The sequence below is a fragment of the Flavobacterium palustre genome (assembly GCF_014639535.1).
Classification (GTDB): Bacteria; Bacteroidota; Bacteroidia; order Flavobacteriales; family Flavobacteriaceae; genus Flavobacterium; species Flavobacterium palustre.
On the sequence record NZ_BMGA01000001.1, the window covers coordinates 58,010 to 70,263 of the forward strand.

Below are 12,254 nucleotides of genomic sequence, written 5' to 3' on the forward strand. Positions count from 1 at the left end.
GTATTTGTTATTTAGCTTCTTCAACAGAAACTAAGTGTTTAACTTTGTTTATCATCCCAAGGATTGCAGGGTTTGAATCATGTTCTACAACCTGACCCATTTTACGTAGTCCTAAAGCCTCTAATCCTCTTTTTTGATCAAGCGGACAGTTGATTTTACTTCTAACTTGTTTTACTAATAATTTAGCCATAATTTCCTTGATTAACCTTTAAAAACTTTTTCTAAAGATACTCCTCTTTGTTTTGCAACGGTGTGAGCACTTCTCATTTGTAATAAAGCATCAAAAGTTGCTTTCACTACGTTGTGAGGATTTGATGATCCTTGAGATTTAGACAATACATCGTGAATACCTACTGATTCAAGAACTGAACGAACAGCTCCACCAGCAATAACTCCTGTACCATGAGAAGCAGGAATTAAAAATACACGTGCACCACCAAATTTACCTTTTTGTTCGTGAGGAACTGATTGACCATTCAAAGGAATTCTAACTAAGTTTTTCTTAGCATCTTCTACTGCTTTCGCAATTGCTTCAGAAACGTCTTTAGATTTTCCTAATCCATGACCAACTACTCCGTTTTCATCACCTACTACTACAATAGCAGAAAAACCAAATGCTCTACCACCTTTTGTAACTTTAGTAACACGATTAACACTTACCAGACGATCTTTAAGTTCAAGACCACTTGGTTTTACTAATTCTACATTTTTGTATTTAGACATAATATATTAGAATTTAAGTCCAGCGGCTCTTGCGCCTTCTGCTAATGATTTAATACGACCGTGGTATAAGTATCCTCCTCTATCGAATTTTACTGTTTCAACCCCGGCTTTTAACGCTTTTTCTGCAACCAGTTTTCCAACTGCAGCTGCAACTTCAACGTTAGTACCTTTTCCTATTTCTTTCTCTCTTGAAGAAGCAGACAATAATGTAACTCCGTTTACGTCATCAATCAATTGAGCGTAAATTTCTTTGTTACTTCTAAATACAGATAACCTTGGACTAGTAGCAGTACCACTTATCGTTTTTCTGATTCTGAATCTGATTCTCTGTCTTCTTTCAGGTTTTGTTAATGACATAATCTTATTTTTTAAGCTGATTTACCTGCTTTTCTTCTTAATACTTCACCTACAAATTTAACACCTTTTCCTTTGTATGGTTCAGGCTTACGGAAACCTCTGATTTTCGCAGCTACAGCTCCTAAAAGTTGTTTATCTAATGATGTTAATTTTACAATTGGGTTCTTACCTTTTTCAGATATAGTTTCAACAGTTACTTCAGGAGCAACTTCTAAAACAATATTGTGAGAAAATCCAAGTGCCAAATCTAATTTTTGTCCTTGATTAGAAGCTCTGTAACCTACCCCTACCAATTCTAATGATTTAGTAAATCCTTCAGTTACTCCAACAATCATATTGTTGATTAGAGATCTATATAAACCATGTTTTGCTCTTTGATCTTTGTGATCAGATGATCTTTCAACTAGAACCTGATCACCTTCAACTGTAACAGTTACATCCGAAAACTCCTGTGATAGTTGACCATTTTTTCCTTTTACTGTAATGATACCGTCTTTAACTTCTACAGTTACTCCAGCAGGGATTACAATTGGGCTTTTACCTATTCTTGACATCTTATTTAGTCTTTAAAATTAGTATACGTAACAAATTACTTCACCACCTACATTTAATTGCTTAGCTTGTTTTCCAGTCATCAAACCTTTTGATGTAGAAACAATAGCAATTCCTAATCCGTTAAGGATTCTTGGTAATTTGGCAGCACCTGCATACTTACGTAAACCTGGTTTACTAATTCTTTGGATATCTTTAATTACAGGCTCTTTAGTATCTTTATCGTACTTCAAAGCAATTTTGATTGAACCTTGAACTGTGTCCTGTTCAAATTTGTAACTCAAGATATAACCTTGATCAAATAAGATCTTAGTTATTTCTTTTTTTAGATTAGATGCCGGAATTTCAACAACTTTGTGGTTTGCAGCCACAGCGTTTCTAACTCGCGTTAAATAATCTGCAATAGGATCTGTATTCATATTTATTAATTTGCGGCTATGGTTTTCTTTGAGTCTCTCTCATTGAACCTTTAACCAATTAAAATTCATTTTTTACCAGCTGGCTTTTTTAACTCCTGGTATCAATCCACTATTAGCCATTTCACGGAAAGTCACACGTGAAATACCGAATTGACGCATGTACCCTCTTGGTCTTCCTGTTAATTTACAACGATTGTGTAAACGAACTGGCGAAGCATTTTTAGGTAATTTTTGCAAACCTACGAAATCTCCAGCCTCTATCAAAGCTTTTCTTTTCTCAGCATACTTTTCTACCGTTTTTTGTCTCTTAACCTCACGGGCTTTCATTGATTCTTTTGCCATGTCTTAGTTCTTTTTAAAAGGTAAACCTAATTGAGTCAATAATGATTTTGCTTCTTTGTCTGTTTGAGCAGTAGTAACAAAAGTAATATCCATTCCTGAAATTTTGTTTACTTTGTCAATATCAATTTCAGGGAAAATGATTTGCTCTAAAACTCCAAGGTTGTAGTTACCTCTACCATCGAATCCAGTAGCTTTGATACCACTAAAATCTCTTACACGTGGTAAAGCAGAAGTAATAAGTCTATCTAAAAACTCATACATTCTTTCTCCACGTAAAGTAACTTTTGCTCCAATTGGCATTCCTTTTCTCAATTTGAAAGACGCAACGTCTTTCTTTGAAATTGTAGAAACTGCTTTTTGTCCAGTGATCTTAGTCAACTCATCAACTGCATAGTCAATTAGTTTTTTATCAGACACAGCTGCACCAACTCCACGGCTCAAAACGATTTTTTCAAGTTTAGGAACTTGCATTACGTTTGTGTATCCGAACTCTTCTTTAAGAGCAGAGATTACTCTACTCTTATATTCCTCTTTTAATCTAGGTATATACGCCATTACTATAGTACTTGATTAGATTTTTTTGAAAATCTTACTTTCTTATCTCCTTCTACTCTTACACCTACTCTTGTTGTTTCCTTAGTTTTAGGATCAATCAAAGAGATGTTAGAAATTTGAATAGGAGCTTCTTTCTTTACGATACCACCTTGAGGGTTTTTTGCGCTTGGCTTCGTGTGTTTTGAAACCAAGTTTACACCTTCAACAATCGCTTTGTTTTTCTCACGGTCAACACGTAAAACTTTACCTTCAGCACCTTTGTGATCTCCAGCAATTACTCTTACAACGTCGCCTGATTTTATTTTTAGCTTTATCATCTTATAACGAATTAAAGCACTTCTGGTGCTAATGATACAATTTTCATGAATTGTTTTTCACGAAGTTCTCTTGCTACCGGACCAAATACACGAGTTCCTCTCATTTCTCCTGCAGCGTTCAAAAGAACACATGCATTGTCATCGAAACGGATATAAGAACCATCAGCTCTTCTCACTTCTTTTTTGGTACGTACAACAACTGCAGTTGAAACAGCTCCTTTTTTAACGTTTCCGTTAGGAGTTGAATCTTTAATAGATACTACAATCTTATCACCAACAGAGGCATATCTTCTTTTAGTACCTCCTAAAACACGGATAGTTAAAACTTCTTTAGCTCCTGTGTTATCTGCTACTTTTAGTCTTGATTCTTGTTGTACCATAATTATTTAGCTCTTTCTAGGATTTCAACCAATCTCCAACATTTTGACTTACTTAAAGGACGCGTTTCGCTAATCCTTACAGTATCTCCAATGTTACAGTCGTTTGTTTCGTCATGTGCAACAAATTTCTTTGTTTTCAATACGAACTTACCATATAATGGGTGTTTTACTTTAGTAACTTGTGCAACAACAATAGATTTATCCATTTTGTTAGAAGTCACAACACCAATTCTTTCTTTTCTTAAATTTCTTTTTTCCATCTTTCGCAGATTACAATTATTGCAATTCTCTTTTAGTAAGCTCTGTAGCTAATCTAGCAACTGTTCTTCTCAAACTTCTAATTTGAAGTGGATTCTCAATTGGAGATATTGCGTGAGCCAATTTTAGGTCAGCATAAGTTTTCTTAGCCTGGCTAAGATTTTCTTGCAACTGTGCTGCAGAAAGACCTTTTATTTCTGATTGTTTCATAATATAATATAGATTATGCTTCGAAATCTCTAGCAACAACGAATTTAGTTTTTACAGGAAGCTTTTGAGCTGCAAGACGTAACGCCTCTTTAGCAACTGACAAAGGAACTCCTCCTACTTCAAACATAATTCTTCCGGGTTTAACAACAGCTGCCCAATATTCAACGGCACCTTTACCTTTACCCATACGTACCTCAAGAGGTTTCTTAGTAATTGGTTTGTCTGGAAATATTTTAATCCATAATTGTCCCTCTCTTTTCATGTAACGAGTTGCAGCGATACGCGCAGCCTCGATTTGACGTGAAGTAAGAAACATACCATCTTCATGAACAGATTTAATACCAAACATTCCGTTTGAAAGTTCGTGCCCTCTATTAGAGTTCCCTTTCATTCTACCTTTTTGTACCTTACGGTATTTTGTTCTTTTAGGCTGTAACATTTTTCTTTAATTTAAAAATTACTTTCTTTTACGAGCGTCTGGTTTTCCACCTTTTGAAAAGTTAGATTTTCCACGAGGAGCATCTCCACCTTTTCCACTAGCTTGTTTTTTGTCCATTCCAGCTAAAGGAGAAAGCTCTCTCTTTCCGTAAACCTCACCTTTCATGATCCACACTTTGATACCCATTCTACCATAAGTAGTATGCGCCTCAGCAAGTGCATAATCAATATCAGCTCTGAAAGTTGACAAAGGAATTCTTCCCTCTTTGAAACCTTCCGAACGCGCCATCTCAGCACCATTCAAACGACCAGAAATTAAAACTTTGATACCTTCAGCGTTCATACGCATAGAAGCAGCAATAGCCATTTTAATTGCACGTCTGTAAGAAATACGGCTTTCGATTTGACGAGCGATGCTTGTTGCAACTAAATAAGCATCTAACTCAGGTCTTTTAATTTCAAAGATGTTGATTTGAACCTCTTTGTCAGTAACTTTCTTAAGTTCCTCTTTCAACTTGTCTACCTCTTGACCGCCTTTACCAATAATGATACCTGGACGAGCCGTAGTGATAGTAACGGTTACAAGCTTCAAAGTTCTCTCGATAATTACTTTAGATACACTAGCTTTTGATAAACGAGCATGTACATACTTTCTGATTTTGTGATCTTCAGCTAATTTATCGCCGTAATCATTTCCACCATACCAGTTTGAGTCCCATCCTCTGATGATACCAAGTCTATTTCCAATTGGATTTGTCTTTTGTCCCATCTTGTATTAATTTGCTTGTGTGTTATTAATAGCTCCTAACACGATTGTTACGTGATTAGAACGTTTTCTAATTCTGTGTGCACGACCTTGCGGAGCTGGACGAAGTCTTTTTAACATCATTCCACCATCTACTCTGATCTCTTTAACAAATAATCCAGCTTCTTCTAAATTACCTTCACTATTTTTTTGCTCCCAGTTGTTGATTGCAGATAATAATAGTTTTTCTAATTTCCTTGAAGCTTCTTTAGAACTGAATCTTAAAATGTTAAGTGCTCTTTCTACCTTCTGACCTCTTACCAAGTCCGCTACTAAGCGCATTTTTCTAGGTGAAGTAGGGCAGTTATTCAATTTCGCGAAAGCAATAGACTTATTAGCCTCTTTTCTCGCATCTGCTGTTTCTCTTTTACGAACTCCCATTGCTTCTTATTTTTTACCTTTATTTTTTGCTCCAGCATGACCTCTAAAAGATCTAGTTGGTGAAAATTCTCCTAATTTGTGTCCTACCATGTTTTCAGTAACGTAAACCGGTACAAATTGACGACCGTTATGAACTGCGATAGTTTGTCCAACAAAGTCAGGAGTAATCATAGAAGCTCTAGACCAAGTCTTAACCACTCCTTTATTTCCACCTGCAATGTTCTCTTCAACTTTCTTTTCTAATTTATAATGAACGAAAGGTCCTTTTTTTAATGAACGTGCCATATCTTATTATTTCTTTCTACGTTCTACGATATACTTACTACTCGGGTTTTTCGGAGAACGAGTTCTATAACCTTTAGCTGGTACTCCGTTTCTTGAACGTGGATGACCTCCAGAAGAACGTCCTTCACCACCTCCCATTGGGTGATCAACAGGGTTCATCGCTACTGGTCTTGTTCTTGGTCTTCTACCTAACCATCTTGTTCTACCTGCTTTACCAGATACCACTAATTGATGATCAGAGTTAGAAACTGCTCCAATTGTAGCCGAACAAGTTAACAAGATCAATCTTGTTTCTCCAGAAGGCATTTTAATTGTAGCATATTTTCCATCTCTTGCCATTAATTGAGCAAATGTTCCAGCTGAACGAGCAATTACAGCTCCTTGACCTGGACGTAATTCAATACAAGAGATTACAGTTCCCAAAGGAATTTTACTCAATGGTAAAGTATTACCAATTTCTGGTTGAGCATCAGCACCAGAAACTAATTTCTGACCAACTTTCAATCCATTTTGAGCAATAATATAAGTTTTCTCTCCATCAGCATAAGCTAATAAAGCAATAAAAGCAGTTCTGTTTGGATCATACTCGATTGATTTCACTGTAGCTGGAATTCCATCTTTAGTTCTTTTGAAATCAATGATACGATATCTTTGCTTGTGACCACCACCCGTGTAACGCATGGTCATCTTTCCTTGACTATTTCTACCTCCAGAGTTTTTTATCGGCGCTATCAAAGAGCGTTCCGGCTTATCAGTTGTAATGGCGTCATAACCATTCACAACTCTAAATCGCTGACCTGCGGTAATAGGTTTTAATTTTCTTACTGACATTGTTATATCTTAGATATTGTTGTAAAAATCAATTGTTTCTCCTTCTTGTACTTGAACAATTGCTTTTTTGATTGCATTTGTCTTTCCACTGATTAAACCACTTTTAGTGTATTTAGTAGTTCTGTCCGGTCTTACATTTATTGTATTAACACTAACAACAGTCACTCCATAAGCAGCCTCAACAGCTTTCTTAATTTCAACTTTGTTAGCTTTTTTGTTAACCACAAATCCAAAACGGTTTAAAACTTCACTTTCTTTGGTTACTTTTTCCGTTACTATAGGCTTAATTATGATACTCATCTCCTATTATTTACTTAAATTTTCTTCAATTACTTCCAAAGAACTCTCCAAAAGCACTAAATTATTAGCATTTAAAATATCATAAGTACTTAGTTCTGAACTACTTACAACGTTAGACGCTTTTAAATTACGTGACGACAAATATACATTTTTATTGGTATTACCCAACACAAATAGAGATTTTTTATTTTCTAACTCTAAAGCTTTCAAAACGTTAATGAAATTTTTAGTGTTTGGAACTTCAAAATTAAAGTCTTCAAGAACGATAATATTTGACTCTTTAGCTTTTATAGAGAACGCTGATTTTCTAGCCAAACGCTTCAAGCTTTTATTCAATTTGAATGAATAACTTCTTGGTCTTGGTCCAAAAATAGTTCCTCCACCTTTAAAAACAGGTGATTTAGCAGATCCTGCACGAGCAGTACCTGTTCCTTTTTGTTTTTTAATCTTACGAGTAGATCCCGCAACTTCAGCTCTTTCTTTAGCCTTGTGCGTCCCTTGTCTTTGATTAGCAAGATATTGCTTAACATCAAGGTACACTGCGTGATTATTCGGTTCAATTGCGAATACTGAATCAGAAAGTTGAACTTTTCTTCCAGTATCTTTTCCGTTGAAATCTAATACTTTTACTTCCATTACTTCTGAATGATTACATAAGAGTTGTTATGACCAGGAACACATCCTTTAATAACAAGTAGGTTCTTATCAGCCACTACTTTTAAAACTCTAAGGTTTTGAACTTTTACATTTTCTCCTCCCATTCTTCCAGCCATACGCATTCCTTTGAATACTCTAGATGGATAAGAAGAAGCTCCTACAGAACCTGGCGCTCTTAAACGGTTATGCTGACCATGAGTTGCCTGACCAACACCACCAAAACCGTGACGTTTAACAACACCTTGAAAACCTTTACCTTTAGACACACCTTGTACATCTACAAACTCTCCTTCAGCAAAAATAGAAACATCAATAAGATCTCCTAATTTTTGTTCAGTTGCAAAATCTTTGAATTCAACGACTTTTTTCTTAGCAACAGTTCCAGCTTTTTTAAAGTGACCTAAAGCCGCTTTTGTGGAATGTTTCTCGTTTTTGTCATCGAAACCAAGTTGCAACGCTTCATACCCGTCAACCTCGTTGGTTCTGACTTGGGTAACAACACATGGACCTGCCTCAATAACAGTACAAGGAATATTCTTCCCGTTCTCATCAAAAAGACTAGTCATGCCGATTTTTCTACCAATTAACCCAGACATAAATATTAATTATTAATTATTAAATATAAAAACAGAACACAATCGTTTAAGTGAAGCTGTTTTTAAAAAGTGGTGCAAAAGTATAACTTATTTACACACAATCCAAAAAAACTTTTCACTTAAACGAAGTGCTCTAATTTACTCTTGAAAAAAAACTTAAACTTTGATTTCTACTTCAACTCCACTAGGTAATTCTAATTTCATTAAAGCATCGATAGTTTTAGATGAAGATGAATAAATATCAATTAATCTCTTATATGACATTACTTCAAATTGCTCTCTAGCTTTTTTGTTTACGTGCGGAGAACGCAATACTGTAAACAATTTTTTGTGAGTTGGCAAAGGAATTGGCCCTGTTACCACTGCTCCGGTAGTCTTAACCGTTTTTACAATCTTTTCAGCAGACTTATCTACCAACATGTGATCGTAAGATTTTAATTTTATTCTGATTTTTTGACTCATTTTCTTAAAGATTAAGCGTTTCCTTTTGCTTTTTTGATTACTGCCTCTGAAATATTAGAAGGCGTTTCTGCATAGTGAGAGAATTCCATTGTAGAAGTAGCTCTACCAGAAGACAATGTTCTCAATGTAGTTACATATCCAAACATTTCTGATAAAGGCACATCAGCCTTAATAGTTTTCGCACCATTTCTATCACCCATGTCATTAACCTGACCTCTACGACGGTTAATATCACCTACGATATCTCCCATGTTTTCTTCAGGTGTAATAACTTCCATTTTCATGATTGGCTCAAGAATAACAGCTCCAGCAGCTTTAGCAACTTCTCTATAACCCATTCTTGCAGCTAATTCAAAAGAAAGAGCATCAGAATCCACCGGGTGGAAAGATCCGTCTAACAAAGTCACTTTTAAACTATCAACTTGGTACCCAGCTAAAGGACCTGTTTTCATAGCTTCTCTGAAACCTTTTTCAACAGCAGGAATATATTCTTTAGGAACGTTACCTCCTTTTACTTCATTAACAAACTGTAATCCAACTGGAACTTTACCATCAACTTCATCAGCAGGCTCAACTCTAAATACGATATCACCGAATTTACCACGACCTCCAGATTGTTTCTTGTAAACCTCTCTGTGTTGAGCAGATTTTGTAAACGCTTCTTTGTACTCCACCTGAGGCTCACCTTGATTTACCTCAACTTTGAATTCACGTTTCATACGATCTACCAAGATATCCAAGTGAAGCTCACCCATACCTGAGATAATTGTTTGCCCTGAAGCCTCATCAGTTCTAACAGTAAACGTTGGATCTTCCTCAGCCAATTTAGCCAAAGCCATACCCATTTTATCTACATCAGCCTTAGTTTTAGGCTCAATAGCAATACCAATTACCGGCGCAGGGAATTTCATAGACTCAAGAATGATTGGGTGTTTTTCATCACACAATGTATCTCCAGTTTTGATATCTTTAAATCCAACAGCAGCCCCAATATCTCCAGCCTCAATATATTCGATTGGATTTTGTTTATTAGCGTGCATTTGGTAGATACGAGAAATACGCTCTTTGTTTCCAGAACGAGTGTTCAAAACATAAGAACCCGCATCTAAACGTCCTGAATAAGCACGGAAGAAAGCCAAACGACCTACGAATGGGTCAGTAGCAATTTTAAATGCCAAAGCAGCGAACGGCTCTTTAACATCTGGCTTACGCAAGATTTGAGTTTGATCTTCTTCTAATAATTCAGCATCATCCGGATGAATACCCTTGATACCTTCTTTATCCATTGGAGACGGCAAGTATTTACATACCGCATCTAACATGAATTGAACTCCTTTGTTTTTAAAAGAAGAACCAGCAATCATAGGAATGATAGCCATATCCATAGTAGCAGCTCTCAATGCATTGTTGATTTCCTCCTCAGTGATTGAGTTTTCATCTTCCATGTATTTATCCAAAAGATTCTCATCATAAGTAGCAATCTCTTCGATAAGAATAGAACGATAGTGTTTTACATCATCCACCATATCAGCAGGGATATCAACAATATCAAAAGTAGCCCCTTGAGTTGCATCATGCCATACAATAGCTTGATTTTTCACTAAGTCAACTACCCCTTTGAAATCATTTTCTTCACCAATTGGTAAAGTAATAGCAACAGCATTTGATTTCAACATATCTTTAACTTGTTGACAAACTGCCAAGAAGTTAGAACCTTGACGGTCCATTTTGTTTACGAATCCCATACGAGGAACTCTATACTGATCAGCAAGCCTCCAGTTAGTTTCTGATTGTGGCTCAACACCATCAACAGCAGAAAACAAGAAAACCAATCCATCCAATACACGTAAAGAACGGTTTACCTCTACAGTAAAGTCAACGTGTCCAGGAGTATCAATAATATTAAAGTGATATGGTAATGATTCTGGCAATAATTTACCTTGCTCAGTTGGAAAATTCCACTCACAAGTTGTAGCAGCTGAAGTAATAGTAATACCTCTTTCTTGCTCTTGTGCCATCCAGTCCATTGTTGCAGCACCATCGTGTACCTCACCAATTTTATGTGATTTACCAGTATAAAAAAGAATACGCTCAGTAGTTGTTGTCTTACCAGCATCAATATGAGCAGCAATTCCTATATTTCTTGTATATTTTAAGTCTCTAGCCATTTCTTACGAATTAAAATCTAAAGTGAGAGAAAGCTTTATTAGCCTCTGCCATTTTGTGAGTATCCATTCTTTTCTTAACAGCAGCTCCTTCTTCTTTAGCCGCAGCTAAACACTCAGAAGCCAACCTTTGAGCCATTGACTTTTCATTTCTTCTTCTAGCATAAAGTATCAACCACTTCATTGCCATAGAAATTTTTCTGTCTGGACGAATTTGCATTGGAATTTGAAATGTAGCTCCACCTACTCTACGACTACGTACTTCTACGTGAGGCATAACGTTAGTTAAAGCATCTTTCCAAATTTCTAACGAAGTTTTCTCGTCATTTTGCTTTTTAGTCTCAATGATATCAATAGCATCATAAAAAACTTTAAAAGCCGTAGATTTTTTACCATCCCACATTAAGTTGTTCACAAAACGCGTTACCAGTTGGTCATTAAACCTTGGATCTGGTAAAAGTGGTCTCTTTTTTGCCGCTCTTTTTCTCATGTCTTTTTTTTAATAAAAAGTTATGGGTTATCCGTTAAATGTTAGTGTTAGAGATTTTAACTCATGTCTCAATCCTAACCCTCAACTCCTAACCTCGAACTCTTAACGTTTTAAATTACTTTTTTGCTTCTTTTGGGCGTTTAGCACCATACTTAGATCTTCTTTGCGTTCTTCCAGCAACACCTGATGTATCAAGCGCACCACGAACGATGTGGTATCTAACTCCTGGTAAATCTTTTACCCTTCCACCCCTAACTAATACTATCGAGTGCTCTTGTAGATTGTGACCTTCACCAGGGATGTAAGCATTCACTTCATTACCATTTGTCAAACGTACACGCGCTACTTTACGCATCGCTGAGTTTGGTTTTTTTGGTGTAGTAGTGTAAACACGCGTACAAACTCCTCTTCGTTGAGGGCAAGAATCTAAAGCAACCGATTTACTCTTCTTAGTTATCTGAGTTCTTCCTGTTCTTACTAATTGTTGAATTGTTGGCATAATTAATACTAAAAATTATTATGTAAATATAAATCCCGCTTTTTACGGGGTTGCAAATGTATAAATTATTTTTTACTCTACAAATGTTAATTCATTAATTTTCAACAAGATTATCATCACTATCTTTTCTAACGAACAAATCCCCCATTAAAACCACAATAAATTCCCAGTTCAAGTCAAAAAGAAGCAGAAATATTAGGTTAATTAACAATAATTTAAGATTTTTGCTAAT

General features: G+C 35.9%; 23 protein-coding genes. All 23 read right to left on the reverse strand.

Translation table 11 applies throughout. From position 1 onward, the window contains the following. Positions 1–7: 7 nt before the first annotated feature. Complete coding sequence (gene rpmD, locus IEV84_RS00280; protein WP_026707002.1) at positions 8–190, reverse strand: 50S ribosomal protein L30; 183 nt, start codon at positions 188–190, stop codon at positions 8–10. A gap of 11 nt (positions 191–201) precedes the next feature. Beyond that, on the reverse strand, positions 202–726 hold the full coding sequence (rpsE, locus tag IEV84_RS00285) for a 30S ribosomal protein S5 (protein ID WP_085949269.1): 525 nt from the start codon (positions 724–726) through the stop codon (positions 202–204). A 3-nt stretch (positions 727–729) separates the two neighbouring features. Further along, positions 730–1,080, reverse strand: a complete 351-nt coding sequence (rplR, locus tag IEV84_RS00290) for a 50S ribosomal protein L18 (RefSeq protein ID WP_071183838.1) — start codon at positions 1,078–1,080, stop codon at positions 730–732. An 11-nt stretch (positions 1,081–1,091) separates the two neighbouring features. Further along, positions 1,092–1,634: a 50S ribosomal protein L6 gene (gene rplF / locus IEV84_RS00295; protein ID WP_188491327.1), complete on the reverse strand. Its 543-nt coding sequence runs from the start codon at positions 1,632–1,634 to the stop codon at positions 1,092–1,094. 18 nt (positions 1,635–1,652) lie between these two features. Then, the gene (rpsH, locus tag IEV84_RS00300) at positions 1,653–2,051 is read right to left on the reverse strand and encodes a 30S ribosomal protein S8 (protein WP_188491329.1); all 399 of its coding nucleotides are present in this window, start codon (positions 2,049–2,051) and stop codon (positions 1,653–1,655) included. A 72-nt stretch (positions 2,052–2,123) separates the two neighbouring features. Next, positions 2,124–2,393, reverse strand: coding sequence for a 30S ribosomal protein S14 (gene rpsN, locus IEV84_RS00305; RefSeq protein WP_071183840.1), 270 nt, complete (start codon positions 2,391–2,393; stop codon positions 2,124–2,126). Positions 2,394–2,396: 3 nt separating this feature from the next. Continuing rightward, positions 2,397–2,948, reverse strand: coding sequence for a 50S ribosomal protein L5 (gene rplE / locus IEV84_RS00310; RefSeq protein ID WP_071183841.1), 552 nt, complete (start codon positions 2,946–2,948; stop codon positions 2,397–2,399). A gap of 2 nt (positions 2,949–2,950) precedes the next feature. Beyond that, positions 2,951–3,265: a 50S ribosomal protein L24 gene (gene rplX / locus IEV84_RS00315; RefSeq protein WP_188491330.1), complete on the reverse strand. Its 315-nt coding sequence runs from the start codon at positions 3,263–3,265 to the stop codon at positions 2,951–2,953. 11 nt (positions 3,266–3,276) lie between these two features. Further along, on the reverse strand, positions 3,277–3,645 hold the full coding sequence (rplN, locus tag IEV84_RS00320; RefSeq protein WP_026714640.1) for a 50S ribosomal protein L14: 369 nt from the start codon (positions 3,643–3,645) through the stop codon (positions 3,277–3,279). A gap of 2 nt (positions 3,646–3,647) precedes the next feature. Then, on the reverse strand, positions 3,648–3,905 hold the full coding sequence (gene rpsQ / locus IEV84_RS00325) for a 30S ribosomal protein S17 (protein ID WP_024981515.1): 258 nt from the start codon (positions 3,903–3,905) through the stop codon (positions 3,648–3,650). 16 nt (positions 3,906–3,921) lie between these two features. After that, the gene (gene rpmC, locus IEV84_RS00330; RefSeq protein ID WP_035659227.1) at positions 3,922–4,113 is read right to left on the reverse strand and encodes a 50S ribosomal protein L29; all 192 of its coding nucleotides are present in this window, start codon (positions 4,111–4,113) and stop codon (positions 3,922–3,924) included. 13 nt (positions 4,114–4,126) lie between these two features. Next, complete coding sequence (rplP, locus tag IEV84_RS00335; protein ID WP_188491332.1) at positions 4,127–4,552, reverse strand: 50S ribosomal protein L16; 426 nt, start codon at positions 4,550–4,552, stop codon at positions 4,127–4,129. An 18-nt stretch (positions 4,553–4,570) separates the two neighbouring features. After that, positions 4,571–5,320: a 30S ribosomal protein S3 gene (gene rpsC / locus IEV84_RS00340; protein WP_188491334.1), complete on the reverse strand. Its 750-nt coding sequence runs from the start codon at positions 5,318–5,320 to the stop codon at positions 4,571–4,573. A gap of 6 nt (positions 5,321–5,326) precedes the next feature. After that, positions 5,327–5,737 (reverse strand): 50S ribosomal protein L22, encoded by a 411-nt coding sequence (gene rplV, locus IEV84_RS00345; protein WP_071183843.1) that lies wholly within the window; start codon positions 5,735–5,737, stop codon positions 5,327–5,329. Between the two features lie 6 nt (positions 5,738–5,743). Continuing rightward, positions 5,744–6,022 carry a 30S ribosomal protein S19 gene (rpsS, locus tag IEV84_RS00350; RefSeq protein WP_024981511.1) on the reverse strand — a complete coding sequence of 93 codons (279 nt, stop codon included), beginning with the start codon at positions 6,020–6,022 and terminating at the stop codon, positions 5,744–5,746. Positions 6,023–6,028: 6 nt separating this feature from the next. Next, a complete protein-coding gene (gene rplB / locus IEV84_RS00355) occupies positions 6,029–6,853 on the reverse strand; it encodes a 50S ribosomal protein L2 (protein WP_188491336.1) in 825 nt (274 codons plus the stop codon). Between the two features lie 9 nt (positions 6,854–6,862). Then, the gene (rplW, locus tag IEV84_RS00360) at positions 6,863–7,153 is read right to left on the reverse strand and encodes a 50S ribosomal protein L23 (protein ID WP_188491338.1); all 291 of its coding nucleotides are present in this window, start codon (positions 7,151–7,153) and stop codon (positions 6,863–6,865) included. A gap of 6 nt (positions 7,154–7,159) precedes the next feature. Then, complete coding sequence (gene rplD, locus IEV84_RS00365) at positions 7,160–7,789, reverse strand: 50S ribosomal protein L4 (RefSeq protein WP_066329370.1); 630 nt, start codon at positions 7,787–7,789, stop codon at positions 7,160–7,162. After that, a complete protein-coding gene (gene rplC / locus IEV84_RS00370; protein WP_066329372.1) occupies positions 7,789–8,406 on the reverse strand; it encodes a 50S ribosomal protein L3 in 618 nt (205 codons plus the stop codon). Before rplC ends, rplD begins: the two co-directional genes overlap by 1 nt. Before the next feature lie 156 nt (positions 8,407–8,562). Then, positions 8,563–8,868 (reverse strand): 30S ribosomal protein S10, encoded by a 306-nt coding sequence (gene rpsJ / locus IEV84_RS00375; protein ID WP_007803605.1) that lies wholly within the window; start codon positions 8,866–8,868, stop codon positions 8,563–8,565. Positions 8,869–8,879: 11 nt separating this feature from the next. Continuing rightward, a complete protein-coding gene (gene fusA / locus IEV84_RS00380; RefSeq protein WP_188491340.1) occupies positions 8,880–11,036 on the reverse strand; it encodes an elongation factor G in 2,157 nt (718 codons plus the stop codon). 10 nt (positions 11,037–11,046) lie between these two features. Next, positions 11,047–11,523: a 30S ribosomal protein S7 gene (gene rpsG, locus IEV84_RS00385; protein WP_012022493.1), complete on the reverse strand. Its 477-nt coding sequence runs from the start codon at positions 11,521–11,523 to the stop codon at positions 11,047–11,049. 115 nt (positions 11,524–11,638) lie between these two features. Next, complete coding sequence (gene rpsL / locus IEV84_RS00390) at positions 11,639–12,022, reverse strand: 30S ribosomal protein S12 (RefSeq protein ID WP_007136570.1); 384 nt, start codon at positions 12,020–12,022, stop codon at positions 11,639–11,641. Positions 12,023–12,254 lie beyond the last annotated feature (232 nt).

Bases quoted from the DNA above. Each gene is read 5' to 3' on its own strand.
- rpmD (WP_026707002.1), bottom strand. From the start codon at position 190: ATGGCTAAATTATTAGTAAAACAAGTTAGAAGTAAAATCAACTGTCCG.
- rplR (WP_071183838.1), bottom strand. From the start codon at position 1,080: ATGTCATTAACAAAACCTGAAAGAAGACAGAGAATCAGATTCAGAATC.
- rplF (WP_188491327.1), bottom strand. From the start codon at position 1,634: ATGTCAAGAATAGGTAAAAGCCCAATTGTAATCCCTGCTGGAGTAACT.
- rpsH (WP_188491329.1), bottom strand. From the start codon at position 2,051: ATGAATACAGATCCTATTGCAGATTATTTAACGCGAGTTAGAAACGCT.
- rpsN (WP_071183840.1), bottom strand. From the start codon at position 2,393: ATGGCAAAAGAATCAATGAAAGCCCGTGAGGTTAAGAGACAAAAAACG.
- rplE (WP_071183841.1), bottom strand. From the start codon at position 2,948: ATGGCGTATATACCTAGATTAAAAGAGGAATATAAGAGTAGAGTAATC.
- rplX (WP_188491330.1), bottom strand. From the start codon at position 3,265: ATGATAAAGCTAAAAATAAAATCAGGCGACGTTGTAAGAGTAATTGCT.
- rplN (WP_026714640.1), bottom strand. From the start codon at position 3,645: ATGGTACAACAAGAATCAAGACTAAAAGTAGCAGATAACACAGGAGCT.
- rpsQ (WP_024981515.1), bottom strand. From the start codon at position 3,905: ATGGAAAAAAGAAATTTAAGAAAAGAAAGAATTGGTGTTGTGACTTCT.
- rpmC (WP_035659227.1), bottom strand. From the start codon at position 4,113: ATGAAACAATCAGAAATAAAAGGTCTTTCTGCAGCACAGTTGCAAGAA.
- rplP (WP_188491332.1), bottom strand. From the start codon at position 4,552: ATGTTACAGCCTAAAAGAACAAAATACCGTAAGGTACAAAAAGGTAGA.
- rpsC (WP_188491334.1), bottom strand. From the start codon at position 5,320: ATGGGACAAAAGACAAATCCAATTGGAAATAGACTTGGTATCATCAGA.
- rplV (WP_071183843.1), bottom strand. From the start codon at position 5,737: ATGGGAGTTCGTAAAAGAGAAACAGCAGATGCGAGAAAAGAGGCTAAT.
- rpsS (WP_024981511.1), bottom strand. From the start codon at position 6,022: ATGGCACGTTCATTAAAAAAAGGACCTTTCGTTCATTATAAATTAGAA.
- rplB (WP_188491336.1), bottom strand. From the start codon at position 6,853: ATGTCAGTAAGAAAATTAAAACCTATTACCGCAGGTCAGCGATTTAGA.
- rplW (WP_188491338.1), bottom strand. From the start codon at position 7,153: ATGAGTATCATAATTAAGCCTATAGTAACGGAAAAAGTAACCAAAGAA.
- rplD (WP_066329370.1), bottom strand. From the start codon at position 7,789: ATGGAAGTAAAAGTATTAGATTTCAACGGAAAAGATACTGGAAGAAAA.
- rplC (WP_066329372.1), bottom strand. From the start codon at position 8,406: ATGTCTGGGTTAATTGGTAGAAAAATCGGCATGACTAGTCTTTTTGAT.
- rpsJ (WP_007803605.1), bottom strand. From the start codon at position 8,868: ATGAGTCAAAAAATCAGAATAAAATTAAAATCTTACGATCACATGTTG.
- fusA (WP_188491340.1), bottom strand. From the start codon at position 11,036: ATGGCTAGAGACTTAAAATATACAAGAAATATAGGAATTGCTGCTCAT.
- rpsG (WP_012022493.1), bottom strand. From the start codon at position 11,523: ATGAGAAAAAGAGCGGCAAAAAAGAGACCACTTTTACCAGATCCAAGG.
- rpsL (WP_007136570.1), bottom strand. From the start codon at position 12,022: ATGCCAACAATTCAACAATTAGTAAGAACAGGAAGAACTCAGATAACT.